13 protein-coding genes and 1 tRNA gene are annotated in these 19,820 nt (G+C 68.4%); 10 read left to right on the top strand and 4 right to left on the bottom strand.

Going from position 1 to position 19,820, the window contains the following annotated elements; translation table 11 throughout:
* The first annotated feature begins 76 nt into the window (after positions 1-76).
* From ACRAQ3_RS09990 to ACRAQ3_RS09955, 8 genes are all read left to right on the top strand, one after another.
* Positions 77-1,792 carry a BCCT family transporter gene (locus ACRAQ3_RS09990; protein WP_269395900.1) on the top strand — a complete coding sequence of 572 codons (1,716 nt, stop codon included), beginning with the start codon at positions 77-79 and terminating at the stop codon, positions 1,790-1,792.
* Positions 1,793-1,910: 118 nt separating this feature from the next.
* Complete coding sequence (locus ACRAQ3_RS09985) at positions 1,911-3,032, top strand: mechanosensitive ion channel family protein (protein WP_432254524.1); 1,122 nt, start codon at positions 1,911-1,913, stop codon at positions 3,030-3,032.
* Between the two features lie 50 nt (positions 3,033-3,082).
* Positions 3,083-4,498, top strand: coding sequence for a cryptochrome/photolyase family protein (locus ACRAQ3_RS09980; RefSeq protein WP_432254523.1), 1,416 nt, complete (start codon positions 3,083-3,085; stop codon positions 4,496-4,498).
* Positions 4,499-4,588: 90 nt separating this feature from the next.
* Positions 4,589-5,797: an SAM-dependent methyltransferase gene (locus tag ACRAQ3_RS09975; protein WP_269395897.1), complete on the top strand. Its 1,209-nt coding sequence runs from the start codon at positions 4,589-4,591 to the stop codon at positions 5,795-5,797.
* 27 nt (positions 5,798-5,824) lie between these two features.
* A complete protein-coding gene (locus ACRAQ3_RS09970; RefSeq protein WP_269395896.1) occupies positions 5,825-6,265 on the top strand; it encodes a TrgA family protein in 441 nt (146 codons plus the stop codon).
* A gap of 2 nt (positions 6,266-6,267) precedes the next feature.
* A complete protein-coding gene (locus tag ACRAQ3_RS09965; RefSeq protein ID WP_432254522.1) occupies positions 6,268-7,398 on the top strand; it encodes an NUDIX domain-containing protein in 1,131 nt (376 codons plus the stop codon).
* A gap of 52 nt (positions 7,399-7,450) precedes the next feature.
* Complete coding sequence (locus ACRAQ3_RS09960; RefSeq protein ID WP_269395894.1) at positions 7,451-8,485, top strand: cysteine synthase A; 1,035 nt, start codon at positions 7,451-7,453, stop codon at positions 8,483-8,485.
* Positions 8,482-11,133 carry a DUF3772 domain-containing protein gene (locus ACRAQ3_RS09955; protein ID WP_432254521.1) on the top strand — a complete coding sequence of 884 codons (2,652 nt, stop codon included), beginning with the start codon at positions 8,482-8,484 and terminating at the stop codon, positions 11,131-11,133. The genes ACRAQ3_RS09960 and ACRAQ3_RS09955 overlap by 4 nt, the downstream gene beginning before the upstream one ends.
* Positions 11,134-11,154: 21 nt before the next feature.
* On the opposite strand, the gene ACRAQ3_RS09950 is transcribed toward ACRAQ3_RS09955, so the two are convergent.
* Positions 11,155-12,300, bottom strand: a complete 1,146-nt coding sequence (locus ACRAQ3_RS09950; protein WP_373568004.1) for an AI-2E family transporter — start codon at positions 12,298-12,300, stop codon at positions 11,155-11,157.
* A 131-nt stretch (positions 12,301-12,431) separates the two neighbouring features.
* On the opposite strand from ACRAQ3_RS09950, the gene ACRAQ3_RS09945 reads away from it, so the two are divergent.
* Positions 12,432-12,521: transfer RNA gene (locus tag ACRAQ3_RS09945), tRNA-Ser, on the top strand.
* A 958-nt stretch (positions 12,522-13,479) separates the two neighbouring features.
* Here ACRAQ3_RS09945 and ACRAQ3_RS09940 read toward each other — a convergent pair.
* Positions 13,480-13,785, bottom strand: coding sequence for a hypothetical protein (locus ACRAQ3_RS09940; protein ID WP_085895816.1), 306 nt, complete (start codon positions 13,783-13,785; stop codon positions 13,480-13,482).
* A gap of 152 nt (positions 13,786-13,937) precedes the next feature.
* Positions 13,938-14,891, bottom strand: coding sequence for a 1-phosphofructokinase family hexose kinase (locus ACRAQ3_RS09935; RefSeq protein WP_432254520.1), 954 nt, complete (start codon positions 14,889-14,891; stop codon positions 13,938-13,940).
* Positions 14,892-15,346: 455 nt separating this feature from the next.
* Between ACRAQ3_RS09935 and ACRAQ3_RS09930 the strand changes: the two genes are divergently transcribed.
* Positions 15,347-18,079, top strand: a complete 2,733-nt coding sequence (locus tag ACRAQ3_RS09930; protein WP_432254519.1) for an HAD-IC family P-type ATPase — start codon at positions 15,347-15,349, stop codon at positions 18,077-18,079.
* A 457-nt stretch (positions 18,080-18,536) separates the two neighbouring features.
* Here ACRAQ3_RS09930 and ACRAQ3_RS09925 read toward each other — a convergent pair whose 3' ends face one another.
* Positions 18,537-19,562, bottom strand: a complete 1,026-nt coding sequence (locus tag ACRAQ3_RS09925; protein ID WP_432254518.1) for a penicillin-binding protein activator — start codon at positions 19,560-19,562, stop codon at positions 18,537-18,539.
* Between the last annotated feature and the right edge of the window lie 258 nt (positions 19,563-19,820).

The following is a 19,820-nucleotide window of genomic DNA, read 5'->3' as shown; positions in this document are numbered from 1 at the left end:
TGTGACAGACACACGTTTTCTTGACCTCGGCCCCCCGGGCCTAGGTCTTCGTGTGACATCAAGCATGGGGGTGACGATGACGACGCCGGACACCGATCCAGACGCCGCGGAAACGACGCGGCTTATCGACGAGACCGATTACGAGGTCGGTCAGGACAACATTCAGACGCAGATCGGGCCTTTCGGGCTCGACATCCACAACCCGGTCTTCCTGATCGCGGGCCTCGGCATCGTGGCCTTCGTCTTGGGCACGCTGATGGTGCCCGAGGCCGCGACCGCGCTGTTCGAGAGCGTGCGCGACTGGCTTACCGCGAACTTCTCGTGGTTCTTCATCCTCGGCGGCAACATCTTCGTGCTGTTCGGCCTGTTGCTGATCGTGACGCCGCTGGGCTCGGTCCGGCTGGGCGGCGCGGCGGCGCGGCCCGATTACGGCTATGCGGGCTGGTTCGCGATGCTCTTCGCCGCCGGCATGGGCATCGGTCTGATGTTCTACGGCGTCTCCGAGCCGCTGTCGCATTTCTCGACCTCCTTCGCCGAGGGCGCGGGCAGCCCCGAAAGCTGGGCGCCGCTGTCCGGCGCCGAGGGCGACGCCGAGGCGGCGCGGCGGCTGGGCATGGCGGCGACCATCTACCATTGGGGCCTGCACCCCTGGGCGATGTATGCCGTGGTGGCGCTGGCGCTGGGTCTGTTCAGCTACAATCAGGGCCTGCCACTCACCATCCGCTCGGCCTTCTACCCGATCTTCGGTGAGCGGGTCTGGGGCTGGACCGGCCACATCATCGACATCGTCGCGGTCTTCGCCACGCTGTTCGGTCTCGCCACCTCGCTGGGCTTCGGCGCGGAGCAAGCGGTCGCGGGGATGGATTTCCTGTTCGGCACCGGTGACACCGCCGAGAACACCCGTTCGGTGTTCGGCCTGAGCTACAACAATCCGCTGTTGAACCCCGAGGGCGACGAGATCGGCCGCACCGGCGCCGGTCTCAAGATCCTGTTGATCCTCGGCATCACCGCCGTGGCCACGGTCTCGGTCATGGCCGGTCTCGACGGCGGCGTGAAGCGCGCCTCCGAGATCAACATGGTGCTGGCCTTCCTGCTCTTGCTGTTCGTGCTCTTCGTCGGCCCGACCGGCACCATCATCAGCACCTTCTTCGCCTCGCTCTGGGCCTATGTCACCAACTTCCCGGCGCTGAGCCAGCCCTTCGGGCGCGAGGACGCCAACTTTTCGCAGGGCTGGACCGCCTTCTACTGGGCTTGGTGGATCTCCTGGTCGCCCTTCGTCGGCATGTTCATCGCCCGGGTCAGCCGCGGCCGCACCGTGCGCGAATTCATGATCGCCGTGCTGCTGGTGCCATCGATGGTCTGCATCCTGTGGATGAGCGTCTTCGGCGGTACCGCGATCACCCAGGTGGTGGTGGACGGCTTCCAGGGCGCGGCCGAGGCGGCGCTGCCGGTGCAGCTGTTCGAGATGCTGAGCCAGCTGCCGCTGGCCACGATCACCTCGTTGATCGGCATCATTCTGGTGATCGTGTTCTTCGTGACCTCGTCGGATTCGGGATCGCTCGTGATCGACACCATCACCTCCGGCGGCAAGGTCGACGGCCCGCTGCCGCAGCGGGTGTTCTGGTGCGTCTTCGAGGGTCTCGTGGCGATCGCGCTGCTCTTGGGCGGCGGTCTCGCGGCGCTGCAGGCGATGGCGGTGGCCACTGGCTTCCCCTTTGCCTTCCTGCTTCTGATGATGTGCGTGGCGATCTTCATCGCGCTCAAGAACGAGCGCAAGAACCCGACGCCGTGATGAAAAACGGAGCGGCCCCGTCTTCGGGGCCGCTTCACGCGCCGCGCTTCGCCGCATTGCGGCGAAAAGGCGCCTGCGGGGGTTTTCGGCGCGAAGCGCGCGCCTATCATCCCGCCGCATGATGCTATTCCAGACCTTCTCCGATGTAGGCCTTGGCTGGCTGCCGGCCTGGGCCGTGATCCTGATCGATTTCGGCCTCGCCATCGCGCTGGCCTGCCTCGTCCATGCGCTGATCTACCGCGCGCTCGGTCGCTGGGCCCAAGGCAGCGCGATGTTCCGCCGCGAACTGGTGCGGCAGACGCGCGGACCCGCCCGGCTCGGCCTGATCTTCTTCTTCATGGCGCCCGCCGCCGCCGTCGCGCCGCTCTCGCCGTCGGATGAGCGGGGGCTGCAGCACCTCGTGCTGGTGGGGACGATCCTGCTCATCGGCTGGATCGCGCGGGTGGTGCTCGATGTCTGGGCCAAGCTGCATCTGCGTCGCTACACGCTCGACGCCGAGGACAATCTCCTCGCGCGCAAGCATGTCACCCAGACCAAGATATTCCTGCGCGTCGCCTCTGTCCTGATCTCCATCGTCGCCATCGCCACGGCGCTGATGACCTTCGAGGAGGTACGCCAATACGGCGTGTCGCTGCTGGCCTCGGCGGGGGCCGCTGGCATCGTCGCGGGCCTCGCGCTGCAGCCGGTGCTCAAGAACCTCTTCGCCGGGATCCAGCTTGCCATGACCCAGCCGATCCGGATCGACGACGCGCTGATCGTCGAAGGCGAATGGGGCAATGTCGAGGAGATCACCTCGACCTACGTGGTGATCCGGATCTGGGACTGGCGGCGGATGATCGTGCCGCTGAGCTACTTCATCGAGCAACCGTTCCAGAACTGGACCCGCGAGAATTCGACCCTGATCGGCTCGGTGCTGCTCTATCTCGACCATTCCGCGCCGATCGACCGGATCCGCGACAAGGCGCGCGAGATCACCGAGGCGAGCGCGCTGTGGGACCGCGACGTGTTCAACCTCGCCGTCACCGATTTCCGCGAACGGGTGATGGAGGTGCGGGTGCTGGCCTCGGCCCGCAATGCCGGGCGCGCCTTCGACCTGCGCTGCGAGATCCGCGAAAAGCTGGTGGCCTGGATTCAGGCCGAGATCCCGCACGCGCTGCCGCGCACCCGCGAGGAGCTGACGGTGCAGACCGCGCGGGCGGAGCATCCGGCCGAGCCGCTGCGACGCGACGGCGCGGCTTGATCGGCACGGCGGGGCGCTAGCTCGGGGCAAAAGCGCCGAGGAGTGACCCCATGCCCGCCCCGATCCTTCTGTGGTTCCGCCGCGACCTGCGGCTGGCCGATCACCCGATGCTGGCCGAGGCGGTCGAGACCGGCGCGCCGCTGATCCCGGTCTTCGTGCATGACGAGGTGGTCGAGGGGCAGGGCGCCGCGCCCCGTTTCCGGCTCGGTCTCTCGCTCGAAAGCCTCGCGCGCGATCTGGACGGCATCGGCTCGAAGCTGATCCTTCGGCGTGGCCGTGCGCTCGACAGCCTGCGGACACTGGTCGCGGAGACCGGGGCGCGGGCGGTCTGGTGGAGCCGCGCCTACGACCCCGAGGCGCGAACACGCGATGCCGAAGCCATGGAAGGTCTCGACGCGGAGGGCATCGAAACCCGCGATTTCACGGGCCATCTGTTGTTCGAGCCCGAAAGCGTCGAGACCAAGACCGGCGGTTACTACAAGGTCTACACCCCATACATGAAGGCGGTGCGCAGCCGCGATCCGGGCGACCCGCTGCCCACGCCGGCACGGCTGCCCGCGCCCGAAAGCTGGCCCGACAGCGAACGCCTCGACGACTGGCGGATGGGCCGCGACATGCGGCGCGGGGCGGACGTGGTAGCGCGCTACCTCATCGTCGGCGAGACGGCGGCGCGGGCGCGGCTCGACCGCTTCGTCGCGGAGCGGGTCGAGGATTACCACATTGCCCGCGACCGGCCCGACATCGAGGGCACCTCGGGCCTGTCCGAGAACCTCACATATGGCGAAATCTCGATCCGCAGCTGCTACCGCGCCGCGCTCGGCGCGCGCGAGGCGGGGGCGGGCGGGGCCGAGACCTTTCTCAAGGAACTGCTCTGGCGCGAGTTCGCCTATCACCTGCTGCACCACACGCCCCGGCTGATCACCCGCAACTGGCGCGCCGAATGGGACCGGTTCCCGTGGTCCGAGGATGGCGACAGCCCCGAGGCCACGGCGTGGAAGCGGGGCCGGACGGGGATGCGCTTCGTGGATGCCGCGATGCGCGAGCTCTACGCGACGGGGCGGATGCACAACCGCGCCCGGATGATCACCGGCTCCTATCTTACCAAGCACCTGATGACGCATTGGAAGATCGGCCATGACTGGTTCGCCGACTGCCTCGTCGACTGGGACCCGGCCAACAACGCGCTGGGCTGGCAATGGATCGCGGGCTCCGGTCCTGATGCCGCGCCCTATTTCCGCGTCTACAACCCCGAGAGCCAGCTCGAAAAGTTCGACCCCGACGGCGCCTATCAGCGCGCCTGGATTGCCGAGGGCCAGGCCGATCCGCCGCGAACCGCGTGCGACTTTCTCGAGGCGGCGCCGCGCCGCTGGGGGCTGTCGGCGGACATGCCCTATCCCGACCCGATCGTCGGCGCGGCGGAGGGGCGCGACCGCGCGCTCGCGGCCTATAAGGGGCGCGATAGCTGAGCCTTGCCATGCATTTGCCGGTCACGCGCCAGGTGACAAGCCCGCTTCGATCCGTAATCTGGATCGTGAGAACGGGGAGGCGCGCGACCGATGATCCTGACCGGCACCGAGGGGCAGAGCGGGCTGCCACGCTATTTCGCGCAGGTGTTCGAACTGACGCGATCGATCCGCCGCGGCCGGCTCGACATCGTGCTGCCCGACGGCCGCCGGTTTCGCGCCGAGGGCGAAGCGCCGGGCTTCGCCGCCGAGATCGCCGTCCACGACCCGGACTGCTTCGCGCGGTTGATCCGGGAAGGCGATCTCGGATTTTCCGAAGCCTATGTGGACGGGGCCTGGTCCTCGCCCGATCTGCTGGCGCTGCTCGACCTCGTGCATGACGAGGTGGATGTGCTGTTCGACGGCTTCCCCGGCCACCGGCTGCTGCGCGCCTATGAGCGTCTGCGCCACTGGCTGCGCTCCAACACGAAGTTTCAGGCCAAGCGCAACATCCGCCACCATTACGATCTCGGCAACGAGTTCTACGCGCTCTGGCTCGACCCCTCGATGACCTATTCCTCGGCGCTGTTCGAGGGCAGCCAGCAAAGCCTCGAGGCGGCGCAGCGGCGCAAATACGAAAGCCTCATCGACCGCATGGGGGTACGCCCCGGCGACCACGTGCTCGAGATCGGCTGCGGCTGGGGCGGTTTCGCGGAATACGCCGCCGCCGAGCGGGGGCTGAAGGTCACCGGACTGACCATCAGCCAGGCGCAGCTCGACTTCGCCCGCGCCCGCATCGACCGGGCCGGGCTGTCGGACCGGGTCGAGCTGCGGCTGCAGGATTACCGGGATGCGGACGGCCAGTATGACGGCGTCGCCAGCATCGAGATGTTCGAGGCGGTGGGCGAACGCTACTGGCCGGTCTATTTCGACCGGCTGAGCGCCCGGCTGCGCCCGGGACGCCACGCGACGCTGCAGGTGATCACCCTGCAGGATCAGCGCTTCGAGAGATACCGCGACGGCGTCGATTTCATCCAGAAATACATCTTTCCCGGCGGCATGCTGCCCAGCCCGGGTATCCTGCACCGGCTGAGCGAGCAGGCCGGGCTGCGGGTGACCGGTTCGCTCAATTTCGGCGAAAGCTATTCGCGCACGCTGCGACAGTGGCACCACAGCTTCAACACGCGCTGGGACGAGGTCGCACGGCTTGGCTTTGACGAAAGATTCAGGCGAATGTGGAATTTCTACCTGTGTTCCTGCGCCAGCACCTTCCGTTCCGGAAATTGCGACGTTACCCAGATCACCGTGACCCGTCCGGGCTGAACGCACCGCATATCGAGGAGAGCCGCCATGCCCACTGCGTCCAAGCTGGTCGGGGCCCTGCTGTTCGCGGCGCTGGGTTTCGTCGCATCGGTGCTGGCGCTGCCGCTTCTCGAGGGGCTGACGGTGAACCCGAACACGCCGCAGATCAACGCGGTGATCGGCTTTTGCATGGGCTGGTTTATCGCCGGGCCGCGCGCCGGGGGCGGTCTTCTCGACGGCGTGAGCAACGGGGTCACCACGACGGTCATCGGCCTTCTCACGGTGCTGGTGACGCATGGCGCGATCTTCGCGCTGCGCGCATCGTGGCGGGGCCGGTTTCGCGACCCGACGGATGCGATGGAGGCGATGGTGGATTTCATGCTGCAAAGCGCGCTTCGGCTCGTCCAACCGCAGGAAATTCTGCTGTTGGGGCTGGGCGGGATCGGCATCGGGCTGCTGCTCGAATTCACCCATTCCCGGGCCAGCTGAGCATGTCGGATCTGTTCGTCTTCGGGCCGCTCGCCGAGGCCGCGACATTCGAGGCGGTCACGGCTCGGCCGCTCGACGGGGTGCCGGCGCGGTTGCCGGGATACGCTCTGACCGGCGCGCCGGACGCCGACCCGTCGCTCGTCGCGCGCGAGGGGGCGGTGGTCGAGGGGCTGTTGGTCTCGCCGCTGCCAGAGCATGCGCGTGTCCGGCTCGATGCCTATGGCGTGGCGCTCGGCCATGAGACATTCGAGGCGCAGGTGGACTGCGTGGGCGGGGCACCGCGCATGGCCGAGATCCGCGCGCGGCGGGGCGGGGCGACCGGCCCGGACTGGGACGTGGCGGCGTGGCGGGACGGGCAGGGGGTACGATGGGCCCTCATGGCGGGCGAGATCGCCGATCATGCGCCACCTCTGAGCCCGACCAGCTTCGCCCGTCAGAAAGCGATGATCGCGGCCCGCGCCAGTTCCCGGTTGCGCGCGGCGGCCACGCCGGCCCCGGCGACGCTGCGCCACGAGGCGCAGGCGGACGATGTGGCGCTGCGTCTCGACGCCCCGCTTTCGGGCGAATTCTTCAAGCTCGCCACGATGCGCCTGTCGCATCGGCGCTTCGACGGAGGGCGCGCCGAGGCGCTGCCGCGCGAGGTGCTGGTGGGTGTCGATGCGACGCTGGTGCTGCCCTATGATCCGCGCCGCGACCGGGTGCTGCTGGTCGAGCAGTTCCGCAGCGGCCCGGCCCGGCGCGGTTCGACCAACCCCTGGAGCCTCGAGCCGGTGGCGGGCATCGTCGATGCCGGCGAGACGCCCGAGCAGGCCGGGTTGCGCGAGGCGCGAGAGGAGGCCGGGCTGCGGCTCGACGCGCTGATCCCGATCTTCGGGGGCTACCCCTCACCGGGGTCGAGCACCGACCATTTCCACTGCTTTCTCGCGCTGGCCGACCTGCCGCGCGAGGAAAGCTGGCGCGGCGGGCTCGACGAGGAACACGAGGATCTGCGGCTGCACGCCGTGCCCTTCGACCGGGCCATGTCGCTGACGCAGACGGGCGAGATCGACGTCATCCCGATGCTCGCCATGATGTACTGGCTCGCGCATCATCGTGCGCGGCTGCGCGCCGAAGCGGAGGGCGACGCGGCTTGAGTTCCTGAGCAGCGCTGCATATTGCTCGGGACAACACAGGAAAGGCTGCCCCATGGACATCAAATCCGATCTCGCCGCCGCCGTCGGCAAGACCCCCCTGATCCGGCTGCGCGCCGCCTCCGAGGCGACGGGCTGCGAGATTCTGGGCAAGGCCGAGTTCCTGAACCCCGGCCAGTCGGTCAAGGATCGCGCGGCTTTGTGGATGATCCGCGACGCGGTCGAGAAGGGCACGCTGAAGCCCGGCGGCACCATCGTCGAGGGCACCGCCGGCAATACCGGCATCGGTCTGGCGCTTGTCGGCGCCTCGATGGGCTTCAAGACGGTGATCGTGATCCCCGAGACCCAGAGCCAGGAAAAGAAGGACATGCTGCGGCTCGCGGGCGCCGAACTGGTGCAGGTCCCGGCCGCGCCCTATCGCAATCCCAACAACTATGTCCGCTATTCGGGCCGTCTCGCCGAGGAGCTGGCGCGCACCACCCCCGAGGGCGTGCTCTGGGCCAACCAGTTCGACAACGTCGCGAACCGTCAGGCGCATATCGACGGCACCGGCCCCGAGATCTGGGAACAGACCCAAGGCAAGGTCGATGGCTTCATCTGCGCCGTCGGCACCGGCGGTACGCTGGCGGGCGTCGGCATGGCGCTGCAGCCCAAGGGCGTGAAGATCGGCCTCGCCGATCCCGAAGGCGCGGCGCTGCACAGCTTCTACACCACCGGCGAGCTGAAGGCCGAGGGCGATTCGATCACCGAGGGCATCGGCCAGGGCCGGATCACTGCCAATCTCGAGGGCTTCACCCCCGATTTCAGCTACAAGATCCCCGATGCCGAGGCGCTGCCGATCGTCTTCGACCTGCTCAAGCATGAGGGCCTCTGCCTCGGCGGCTCTTCGGGCATCAACGTCGCCGGCGCGATCCGGCTGGCGCGCGAGCTGGGGCCGGGCCACACCATCGTGACGGTGCTGTGCGACTACGGCACGCGCTACCAGTCGAAGCTGTTCAACCCCGACTTCCTAAAGTCCAAGGGTCTGCCGGCGCCGGATTGGCTCGATCGCGGCCCTTCCTCCATTCCGGGCGTCTTCGAGGACGCATGAGCGCCCACGCGGCGGCCCGCAAGGGCGCGCGCCTTGCCCGGCGGCTGATGCTGCCGGCCTGGCTCCTGCTCGGGGCCGGTTCCGCCATGGCGCAGGGCATCGCCCCCGCGCCGGGTGGGCTGTTCGACGCGCCCGCCGATGCGACGACCGAGGCGCAGGCGGGCGAGGCGGAGCCCGTACCCTCCGATGCCCCGGCCGCCAGCGTCGAGGAGGCCCTGAGCCCTGAGGTAACCGGCGAGGCAGAAGGCGAGGCAGAGGGCGAGGGTGCCGAGGCAGAGGCCCCGGAGCTGACACCCGCCACGGCCTATGGTCCGGCCGATGCGACGCTGCCGGGGACCGGTCCGCTGGCCGAGGTGCTGGCCGAGGACGACGTGAACTGGGAAAGCTGGGAGCGCACGGCGGCGCGCAGCGAGGCCTTGTCCGAGCGCGGGCAGGGCTCCGATTTCGCGCTGCAGCGGCTGCGCGGCGATCTGGTGGTCTGGCGCGACCGGTTCCAGCAGGCGCGCGGCGCCAATAGCGGCCGCATTGGCACCGTCGAGGCGCAGCTCACGGCGCTGGGCGCCGCGCCCGAAGCCGGCGGCGAGGACGAGTCCATCGCGGCGCGCCGCGCCGCGCTGACCGAGCAGCTGATGCGGCTGCGCGCGCCGGTTCGGTTGGCCGACGAGGCCTATGCTCATGCCGACGGGTTGATCCGCGAGATCGACCGGCTGATCCGCGAGCGACGGGGCAGAGCGCTCGGCGATCGTGGGCCCTCACCGCTCAATCCCGGGCTCTGGCCTTCCGCGCTCGTCGTCGCCTTCGAGCGCGCCGAGGCGCTGCGGGCCGAGCTCTGGGCCGGCTGGACCTCGCCCGCGCGGCGGGTGGCGCTGGCGGGCGTTCTGGCCGAGGTGCTTTTCCTCGGGCTGCTGGGCGGCATCCTGATGCGTGCCGGCCTCTGGGCCCGGCATCTGCGCCGCCGCATTCTCGCAGCCGACCGGCGCGGCTCGCGGGCGCTGGGCTTCGGCGTGTCGCTGGCGCAGGTGGCGCTGCCCTTCGCCGGGCTGGTGCTGGTCGCCCGCGCCCTCGATCTTGCCGGGATGAACGGGCCGCGGGCGGGCGCACTGCTGGAGGTGCTGCCGCTGGCGGGTCTCGCGGTGCTGCTGGCGCGCTGGATGGCCGGGCAGTTCTTCGGCCCCGAGGCGGCGCAGCCGATCGCCGGCATCGCCCCGGCCCGGCAGACTCGGGCCCGAAGGCAGGCGATGCTGCTGGGCGGGACCATCGCCCTGACGCAGGTCTCGCAGGCGCTGATCGCCACCGCCGACGCGCCGGAGGGCGCCGAGGCGGCGCTCCTGTTCCCGCTGCAGCTTCTCGTCGCGGTGCCGCTGTTCCTGCTGGGTCGCACCCTGGCCGGGGTAGTGCATGACGGCGCACCCGCCACCGCTCCCGCCACGCCGCAGCCCGAGACCGCGCGCCGCGACACCACCAGCGTCCGGCAGGGGCTCCTGTCGCTTCTGGGCAAGGTCGCGATGGCGGTGGCGGTGATCTCGCCGGTGCTCTCCGTGCTGGGCTATGCCGCGCTGTCCGAGGCGCTTCTGGTGCCGGCGATCAAGACCATGATGCTGATCGGCGTGCTGGTGCTGCTGCAGCGGCTGGTCTTCGACCTGTGGACCGTCGCCACCGGCTCCGAGGATCTGGCCCGCGACGCGTTGGTGCCGGTGCTGATCGGGCTGTTCCTGATCCTTGCCGCGCTGCCGGTGCTGGCTTTGGTCTGGGGCGCCCGACCCGAGGATCTGGCCGAGGTCTGGACCCGGTTCCGCGAAGGCTATTCTTTCGGCGAGACGCGCCTTCAGCCCACCGACCTGATGTGGCTTCTGGTGATATTCGTGATCGGCTACGCGTTGACGCGGCTGGTCCAGCGGGTGCTGCGCTCGGTGGTGCTGCCGCGCACCAAGCTCGACCTCGGCGGCCAAAACGCCGTCGCGGTGGGCTTTGGCTATGTCGGCATCACCTCGGCGGCGATCCTTGCGATCACCACCGCCGGGCTCGACCTGTCGAACCTCGCCATCGTCGCCGGTGCGCTCTCGGTGGGCATCGGTTTCGGCCTGCAGAACATCGTCTCGAACTTCGTCTCGGGCATCATCCTGCTGATCGAGCGACCCATAGGCGAGGGCGACTGGATCGAGGTGAACGGCCAGTCGGGCTATGTGCGCGACATCTCGGTGCGTTCGACCCGGATCGAGACCTTCGACAAGACCGACGTGATCGTGCCCAACGCCGATCTGGTCTCGAACCACGTTACCAACTGGACCCGCGGCAACTCGGTCGGTCGGGTCATCGTGCCGGTCGGCGTGGCGCATGGCAGCGATCTCGAGAAGGTGCAGGAGATCATGCAGGAGGTGGCGGATTCCCATCCCCTCGTGCTCGCCAACCCGGCGGCGGCGGTGCTGTTCCGCGGCTTCGGCCCCTCGAGCCTGAACTTCGAGATCCGGGCCTTCCTGCGCGACATCAACTTCATCATCGCGGTGCAGTCGGAGATGAATCACGAGATCGCGCGGCGCTTCAGGGCGGCGGGGATCACCATCCCCTTCCCGCAGCAGGATCTGTGGCTCAGGAACCCCGAAACGTTGCGCGCGGCTGAAAACGCGGCAGAGGGGGGCGGCACGGGCTGAGGCCCCGCCGCCACGCCCGGATCATTCGGCCGCCTCGTGCCGCGAAGGGGTCTCGCGCGGTTCGGTCTCGGGCTCTGGCAACCCCTCGCGCGACAGCAGGATCGCGATCGGCCTGAGCGCCGGGATCTCCGAGCAGACGATCATCGCCGCCACGGTGATCGGCACCGAGAGGAACATCCCCGGGATGCCCCAGACCGCGCCCCAGAAGGCGAGGCTGATGATGATCCCGAACGAGGACAGCCGGAGCGCCCGACCCATCATCATCGGGTCGAGCACGTTGCCATTGATGAACTGGATCACCCCGGTGATCGCGAAGATCGCCCCCGTCGTCGCCGGATCGCCGAGCTGCACATAGGCCACCAGCGCCACCAGCGCCGTGGCGACGATCGAGCCGATATTGGGGATGTAGTTCAGGATGAAGGTGAGGATCCCGAGCGCCACCGCGAGATCGAGCCCGAACAGCCCCGCCAGCGCCCAGACCATGACCCCGGTCATCAGCGACACCAGCGTCTTGACCGCGAGGTAGCGGTTCACCCGGCGGATGATCGAGCCGATGATCCGTCCCACCCGGTCGGCCCGCACCGGGTCGCCCACGAAATTGACCAGCTTGGTCGAGAACCAGACCCGCTCGGCGAAGAGAAAGCCGACGAAGAGGATCACCAGCACCGTGCCCTGCATCAGGTTGCCCGCCTGGCTCGCCAGCGCCCTGATATAGCCGCCGAGCTCGACCGTCTGCAGCGAGTTGAGCACCGCGGCCTCGGTGTTCTGGCCAAGCCAGGAGAACAGCGCCGCGATCGCCTCCGGCGCGCGGTCGGCATAGCTTAGCGTGGTGAGCAGCACCGTGTTGATCTGCGCCAGCACGATCGAGGTCAGCGTCAGCAGCGTCGCCGCGATGGCGACGACGGCGGCGACGGAGGCGAGCCAGTTCGGGATCGCCAGCGGCCCGATCCGGGCCCGTGCGATGAAGCTGATCGCGTCGCTCATCAACGAGAAGATGACGATCGCGGTCACCAGCGAGATCAGCAGGAACCGCGCCTGCACTAGGAGAAACAGCACCACCGCGAAAGCGATGATGATCAGGGCCACGTCCTGCACGCGGTGCGGATCGCGCGGCAGGCGCATCCGGCTCGGCTGGGATTGCAGTGGCGTGCGGGGTGGTTCGGTCATCAAGGCGCTGTCTCGTCCGGTCTGTGCGGCATCCACTATGCGGGAGCCTTGCGGCGGGGGCAATCAAAGGCCGAAATTGCCGGGGTCAGGCCCTTGCATTGGCGCCGAGCCTTGGCTACTGAGCCCGCAACGGAGCGGTGGCCGAGTGGTCGAAGGCGCACGCCTGGAAAGTGTGTAGGCGGGAAACCGTCTCGAGGGTTCGAATCCCTCTCGCTCCGCCACTAACTCACAAATCTTCCTGTACACTCAGCGCGGTAAGTCGACCGTCGCCGAATGATTTGGAGCACGAGGGCCTGATGTTGCCCCGCGTGCCCAGCTCGTTGCCAGCAGGTCTTGCCCCGAGTGAAGGATCCGCATGCCCTGCGGCTCGCGGCTCTTCATGGGGGCGTAGCCCACGGTCGGCCGCGTCGCCGCCTCGTTGATCGCCCCGGCATCGTTCGTCAGCTTACGCGACCCCACTGGGTCACGGACTGCTTCGCTACCCGTCTTGCCATGATGCACGTAAGGTTTGACATGGGCGGGTTGTAGCAGCCGCACCTCATGTCCGAGCGCGAGAGGCTCTAGTCCCCGGTGGCAATGGATGCGTAATCTTCCACGGCGGCGAGAAAGGGGGACGCAGGCGAAAGGACGACAGCACTTCACTGCGGCAGAGTTTTAGCCTGCGCCATCGAGGTTCGCTGCATGGCTTGGGAATACCCGCCCCGCGAGATCGCGGCTGACGCTGATCGCCTCCTGAGGCATGGAAACGTTCCTTGTACTTGGCTCGTCGGCCAAATCATCGCGCATGTGCTAGTGCAGGGGCCGTTCACGGCGCCCGGTCAGGTGTGCGCCACCCAATTATGGAACGGTGCAGAACGACTTCGCTCCTCTCATCACAACAGGGCAGCAACCACTCCCGTGGCGGAAACGTGAACGCTATTGTGAATCCCCAGTAACGACATGCCCCAGCCTTGCACGAACCGGGGTTGATCAATCCACGGGCCGCTTCATCAACATCGCCAGAGACGATGGAAAGGCTATGAATCGGCTGTCATGCCACTGTTTATGGCGGGCGAGCGGACTCCAATTTGCATTCGCCGAGGTTCGAGCCCCGCAGGGTCCCGTCAGGCAGTTGCCTCTCGGAACTTCTCCGATCGATGCCCGGCGGCCCGGTGGAACATCGTGTCTTGGCGGCGGTCGCTAGCGCAGCGCCTTGGGTGGCTCGGGCGCCTGCGTCGTCATGTGGCTGCTGGAGGAGACACGCATGACGGCCCGCCGGTGCTTGTCGCGCATGACATCGAGCACCTCGACCGAATGGCTGCGCACATCCGTCAAGCGGCGGATGCGCGAGCCCGGTGATCCGATCGGGCGTAAACCGTGCTGTCGCAGTTCGGGCATGACGGCTGCCGCGTGTTCCAGAGCGTGCTCCAGATCGTCTTCGGCCTGAAGATAGGCCCGGTAGGCCCGGATCAGGGCGCGTCGTGCGGCCATGGCATCAGGGTTCATTTTCGCCTCCCTTGGAACAAGGAAACTCTGCTCACGATCAGGACCTATGACCCGGCTTCTGTCAACGCCGCAGGGGCCCGAAAGGGTGGTGCGAAGCGACCCCCAGCCTCAGCCCTCTGTTTTTTCTGTCAGAACATCTTCTAGGGGCGGGGTCATTCTAGGTCCCTTACCCTCACCTCGGCCACGAGCCTGTGGGCCAGGGCCCCGTCGCAAAGCTGGGTGGCCGGCGTGGTCACGGCCGCCGCTGCGGCCGCGGTGCCAGCCCGCAACGCCGCGCGAAAGCTTTGACCCTGCGCCAGGGCGAGCGCGGTCGCCCCGAGCAAGCTGTCTCCCGCCCCGACCGCACTGACGAGCTCGACCGGCGGGGCATCGCAAAAGAAGCTCTCCGTCGCGGATACGCCGAGCGTACCGCTGGCGCCGAGGGACAGGACCACGCGCCGCGCCTTGCCGCTCCGGACAAGATCTTTCCCGAACGCCGCAAGCTCGCGCGCATTCGACAGGCCGCGTCCGGCCAATTCGTCGGCCTCGGCTCCGTCCATCCGCAACAGGTCGAACGGCACCTCTTCAATGCTTGAGATCGCCTCTGCCAGGGCCGCGCCGGAGGTGTCGAGCAGCATCTCCGCCCCGCGTGCCTGGCACCGTTCCGCCAGGCGGACCAGAACCTCACCGGAGAGGCCCGGCGGCAGGCTGCCGGACACCACGAGCATCTGCTCCGGCCCGATCCGTCGCGCGAGTTCGTCGAAGAGCCTGTCGGTGGCTTGAGGCGGCCAGCCGGGCCCCGGCAGGACGAAGCGATATTGCGCCCCGCTGTCGCGTGCCGTGACTGCGAAGGATTGCCGGGTCAGCCCGGGCACGGAGATGGTCACGATCTCGACGCCCTCATCGGCAAGCAGTGCGGCGATCGTCTCGCCGGTCGCGCCGCCCAGCGCGACCATGGCGGTCGAGACGCCACCGAGCCGGGCGATCGCGCGAGAGACATTGATGCCGCCCCCGCCCGGATCGAGCCGCGGCGCGGCGCAGCGCAGTTTCCGGTTCGGCACGAGCGCTTCGGTTTCCGTCGCAAGATCAAGCGCGGGGTTCAGGGTCAGGGTCAGGATCTGGCGCATCGGCGGCTCATCGTTGAGGCTCCTTTCACGAAAGGGCTCAGGCGGGAGTTGAGACCGCGCACAGTCTATCGCCATCCGGCGCATGTTTCACCGACCTTGCGACTCGCGACTGGCACGTATCCGCCCGAAACGCGCTGCACGTTCATGCACGGTGCCGGGCCGCCTCATCCCGCCCTGTCTTGGCAATCGATGTCGATACAGGCGTACCCAGGACTGGTTTACGCCATCGCACCCGGTTCGAGAGCCCGAGCACCGGGCCTAGCCAGCTTCGTCTTTCCGCTTCCCGGCTCTCCTGCTCATTACGCCGAATTCACGCCTCGATCCCCGGTATGCGGAAGCGAAAGCACCCGCTTCCGGGGCCCACCTTGATCTCGCGCAAGCGACAGGAGCGTCGCGCTCGCCTATCCTGCGCATGCCGCCGACCGCTCCGGCGCCGTGTCAGGAAGCCAGCCGCAATGACCTCCATGCCCCCGCAGGCCCAGGCGAACGGCACGCCCCTCTGGCATGCGTCCGACACCGAGGAGGTCCTGGGAAGCCTCGGAAGCGGGCCGGAGGGGCTCTCCCCACCCGAGATTGCCGCCCGGCTGTCCCGCCACGGACCCAACCGTCTGCCCGAGCCGCCGGGGCGCGGCCTGCTTGCCCGGCTGCGGAGCCAGTTCGAGAACCTTCTCATCCTGGTGCTGATCGCGGCGGGCGCCGTCACGGCGCTGCTCGGCCACTGGATGGATTCGGGCGTGATCCTCGCGGTGGTGGTGCTGAACGCGGCGATCGGCCTGTGGCAGGAGGGCCGTGCCGAAAGCGCCCTGGCCGGGGTGCGTCGGTTGCTGTCGGAGACCGCCTCCGTGCGCCGCGCGGGCCGGCGCGAGACCATACCGGCCGCCGAACTGGTGCCGGGCGATATCGTGCTGCTCGAACCCGGCGATCGGGTGCCGGCCGATCTCCGGCTGATCGAGGCGCGCGGGATGCGGGCGCAGGAGGCCGTGCTGACCGGCGAGTCGGCCGCCGTCGACAAGAATACCGACCCCGTTCCAAAGGACGCCCCGCTCGGCGATCGCCGGTCCATGGCCTTTTCGGGCACGCTGGTCGCGTCCGGGCGCGGAACCGGGGTGGTCGTCGCCACCGGGCCGCGCAGCGAGATCGGCCGGATCGGCGCGCTCCTCGGTGGGGTCGAGACCACGGCGACGCCGCTGCTGCGCCAGATCGACCGCTTCGCGCGGCGACTGACGACGGTCATTCTCGGCGTCTGCCTGCTCGTCTTCGGCTACGCGGTCGGATTTGGCGGATACTCCCGGGAAGACGCGTTCTTCGCCATGGTCGGCATGGCCGTGGCCGCGATACCCGAGGGGCTGCCGGCGGTGATCACCATCGCACTGGCGCTGGGCGTGCAGCGCATGGCGGCGCGGCGGGCCATCGTGCGGCAGCTCCCGGCGGTGGAGACGCTGGGCGCCGTGACGGTGATCTGCACCGACAAGACCGGCACGCTGACGCTGAACGAAATGGTCGTGCGACGGGTCGTGACCGACCCGAGCGCCCCCGCCGCCGAGATCGGCGGCGAGGGCTATGCGCCCATCGGCGAGGTCGAGGGCGACCCGGCGGCCGTGGCTGCGCTGGCCCGGACCGGCCTGCTGTGCAACGACGCGCATCTGCGTCAGGACAAGTCGGGTTGGCGGGTCGAGGGCGATCCGATGGAGGGCGCGCTGCTGGCGCTCGCGGGCAAGATCGGCATTGAGGCCGAGACCGAGCGCGCCGCGCATCCCCGCCTGCACGAGATCCCCTTCGACGCCGCATGGAGTTACATGGCCGTGCTGACCGCCGGCACCGGCGGCGCGATGCTTCACGTGAAAGGCGCGCCGGACCGGCTGCTGCCGCATTGCGATTTCCAGCCCGGTCCCGATGAGGCGGTGCCCATCGATCGCGAGGCCTGGGCGGCACGGATCGAGGCGCTCGCCGCCAGTGGTCACCGTGTACTCGCCTTCGCCGTGAAGCCCGTCGCGGCGTCGGGCGAGATCGGTCATGCCGACATCGGCGGGCTGAGGCTGCTCGGACTTGCCGGGTTCATCGACCCGGCCCGCCCCGAGGCGATCGCGGCGGCGGCGGATTGCCGGCGCGCCGGCATCGCTGTGAAGATGATCACCGGCGACCACGCCCTGACCGCGCAGGCGGTGGCGGCCGAACTCGGTCTCGACACGAGGGGCGGCGCGCTTACTGGCCGAGAGATCGAAGCGGCGAAGGATGCCGATCTGCGCCGCATGGCGCGCGAGGCCAACGTCTTCGCGCGCGCCGCCCCCGAGCACAAGCTGCGGCTGGTCGAGACGCTGCAGGCCGAGGGGCACGTCGTGGCGATGACCGGCGACGGGGTGAACGACGCGCCGGCGCTGAAACGCGCCGATGCCGGGATCGCCATGGGCATCAAGGGCACCGAGGCCGCCAAGGAGGCCGCGCGGGTGGTGCTCACCGACGACAACTTCGCCTCGATCGTCGCTGCCGTGCGCGAGGGCCGCACCATCCACGACAACATCCGCAAGGTGATCGCGTGGAACCTGCCGACCAATGGCGGCGAGGCGCTGGTGATCATCCTTGCGATCCTGATCGGGTTGCCGCTGCCGATCACGCCGGTCCAGATCCTCTGGATCAACATGGTGACCGCCGTGGCTCTGGGGCTGACGCTGGCCTTCGAGCCACCCGAGCCGGGCGTGATGGCGCGCCCGCCGCGCCGCCCCGGCGCGGCGCTGCTCGACGGCGAGATGATCTGGCGCGTGGCACTGGTCTCGGTGCTGTTCGGGCTGGCGGTGTTCGGCCTCTCGGCCTGGGTCATGGCGCGGGGCGAGAGCCTCGCCTATGCCCGGACGCTCTCGGTCGACCTGCTGGTGGTGATGGAGATCTTCTACCTGTTTTCGGTGCGCTACCTGCACATGACCTCGATTACCGTGACCGGGCTTCTGGGCACCCGTGCCGTCTGGTTCGGCGTGGCATTGGCAGTCGTGGCCCAGCTTCTCTTTACCTACGCCCCGCCGCTGCAGGCGGTGTTCGACAGTCGGCCCGTGGCCCCGGCCGACGGGGCCGTGGTGCTCGGCATGGGAGTGGCGCTGCTGCTCGTGCTCGAGGCCGAGAAGCTTCTGCGCCGCCGCTGGCGTGCCCCGATGCGGCTGCAAGGCGATCCGGATCCGCGCCGAATCCGTTCGAACTAGGCCTCGCTCGAGGCCTTATAGCCTTGCCTCCTGCCAACACTTGGAATTCAGCTCCTCGGGCGCGTCATTCGCCTATGGGAGCGGACAGGCGGTGGCACGGAACTCGATCGCAGCGAAGATGGTGGGTTCGAGCAAATCGCACCGGTCGGCCCGCGTCGGACAGCGCCCATCGGCCATGCAAGATCCGGCCTGGCCGCCGTCACAAGTTTAATCAGTGGAAAGCTGCGCGGCTTTGCAGGGAGCGCATTGCAGCAAAAGATCCCGACCGCCACAACGTCGAACTCCACATTCGTATCACCCTGTGAATCGCGTCCCGGCCCCCGGCGCCGTCGATGCTGTACCCATGGGATAACACTACTGGGCAGTAGAGCGATTGCGGGACAAGCCAAATTTCTGAGGCACCGCCGATGAATGCCGGCAGGATAAGGTGGGAGGTGCCAACTCCGCGCGGCTGCCGCTACGCGACGAGTATCGTCGTTCCCTCCCTGACTTCGAGGATCGACAATTGTCGGTCCACGAGGCCGGTCTCCGTGAAACGAAACGGGCCGAGCACCCCGTTGAAACCGGCGGAGCGATGCAGCCCCTTCGGGTCTTGCTGACCGAGGCGGCCGAGAAGGCGGGCCATGTTCGCCGCGTCGAAGGCAAGCCCCGCGGTAACGCCGGCTTCCCCGTCGATCCTTTCTTCGAGGCCGAGGGCAAAGGCTTCGAAGCTGATCGGATCCGGCCCCGCGAACCACGCCTGATTCAGAGCCCCTAATTGGTGCGGCGGGATCGTAGCCCATTGCTCCGAACCCAGGACCTGCAGGCCAGCCTCCTTCACCGCATCGACCATCGGCGCCAGGCCTGCGGAGGCCGCAGGAAGATACACCGCATCCGGAAGGCGCCCACCCGATGCTGCGGCCAGGCGGGAGGCGAGGCCTTCCGGGCCGGTCGCCTGGAGCGGATCCGAAAGGGTGATACCGAATTCGGGCGCCACCTTTCGCGCTGCTGCCACCGCCTGCTCTCCATATGCCCCGGGCGGGGCCACGACGGCGATCCGCCGCATTCCGCGCGCGGAGGCGAAACGCAGAACGGCCTTTGCCGACTGCAATGGGGTGATCCCGAATACATACAGGTTCCGGCCCGCGATCGCATCGTTGTTCGAAAAGGATATGACAGGTACGCGCGTTCCGACCGCTGCGGCGACCGCTTGGCTCTGGTTCGAGAATAGCGGCCCAAGGATCATGTTCGCGCCCGCTTCAACGGCTCGATTGGCTGCCGCCACCGCGCTCGTCTCATCGGCGCCCGCGTCGTGCAGGGCAATCTCGGCCCCGGGACCATCCACCGCTCCGCCAAGGCGGGCCGCTTCGGCCATGACTTGCCCGAGTTTGGCATGCTGCCCCGACAGCGGGAGCAACAAGGCTGTGCGTCCGGTCGTGCCGAGAGGGGGAAGCTCAGGCTCTCCGCTGGGACTGCAGGCGGAAAGTCCGAACAATGCCGGCATGGTCGCCAGTCCGCCGAGCAGCCGGCGCCGGCTAAGCCGAGGCTCGGTGGCCTGGCCGCCGAATGGTGTCTTCGGCAAGATGGACCGCGATGACATATGGGGGACCTCATGCTGCGCGTGGGTTCGGAGCGCTTTCGAGGCACCTCCTTCCGCGAGCCTAAGGAGCCCTTCGTGGCAAGTCGAGGGTCCGGGAATCCGTTCGATGGGGAAGGCCGAAGCCCCGGCGGCGCACTGTGGCGCGACTGCACCAGCCGGCAT

It is taken from the genome of Limimaricola sp. AA108-03 (genome assembly GCF_050847355.1).
Classification (GTDB): Bacteria; Pseudomonadota; Alphaproteobacteria; order Rhodobacterales; family Rhodobacteraceae; genus Limimaricola.
Note: the sequence above shows the minus strand (reverse complement) of the source record. Positions and strands in the feature narration are given on the sequence as shown.

Excerpts from the sequence above, each read along its gene's own strand:
- ACRAQ3_RS09970 (WP_269395896.1), top strand. The coding sequence starts at position 5,825 with ATGCCCACTGCGTCCAAGCTGGTCGGGGCCCTGCTGTTCGCGGCGCTG.
- ACRAQ3_RS09950 (WP_373568004.1), bottom strand. The coding sequence starts at position 12,300 with ATGACCGAACCACCCCGCACGCCACTGCAATCCCAGCCGAGCCGGATG.
- ACRAQ3_RS09985 (WP_432254524.1), top strand. The coding sequence starts at position 1,911 with ATGATGCTATTCCAGACCTTCTCCGATGTAGGCCTTGGCTGGCTGCCG.
- ACRAQ3_RS09990 (WP_269395900.1), top strand. The coding sequence starts at position 77 with ATGACGACGCCGGACACCGATCCAGACGCCGCGGAAACGACGCGGCTT.
- ACRAQ3_RS09940 (WP_085895816.1), bottom strand. The coding sequence starts at position 13,785 with ATGAACCCTGATGCCATGGCCGCACGACGCGCCCTGATCCGGGCCTAC.
- ACRAQ3_RS09960 (WP_269395894.1), top strand. The coding sequence starts at position 7,451 with ATGGACATCAAATCCGATCTCGCCGCCGCCGTCGGCAAGACCCCCCTG.
- ACRAQ3_RS09980 (WP_432254523.1), top strand. The coding sequence starts at position 3,083 with ATGCCCGCCCCGATCCTTCTGTGGTTCCGCCGCGACCTGCGGCTGGCC.
- ACRAQ3_RS09935 (WP_432254520.1), bottom strand. The coding sequence starts at position 14,891 with ATGCGCCAGATCCTGACCCTGACCCTGAACCCCGCGCTTGATCTTGCG.
- ACRAQ3_RS09965 (WP_432254522.1), top strand. The coding sequence starts at position 6,268 with ATGTCGGATCTGTTCGTCTTCGGGCCGCTCGCCGAGGCCGCGACATTC.
- ACRAQ3_RS09955 (WP_432254521.1), top strand. The coding sequence starts at position 8,482 with ATGAGCGCCCACGCGGCGGCCCGCAAGGGCGCGCGCCTTGCCCGGCGG.
- ACRAQ3_RS09975 (WP_269395897.1), top strand. The coding sequence starts at position 4,589 with ATGATCCTGACCGGCACCGAGGGGCAGAGCGGGCTGCCACGCTATTTC.
- ACRAQ3_RS09925 (WP_432254518.1), bottom strand. The coding sequence starts at position 19,562 with ATGCCGGCATTGTTCGGACTTTCCGCCTGCAGTCCCAGCGGAGAGCCT.
- ACRAQ3_RS09930 (WP_432254519.1), top strand. The coding sequence starts at position 15,347 with ATGACCTCCATGCCCCCGCAGGCCCAGGCGAACGGCACGCCCCTCTGG.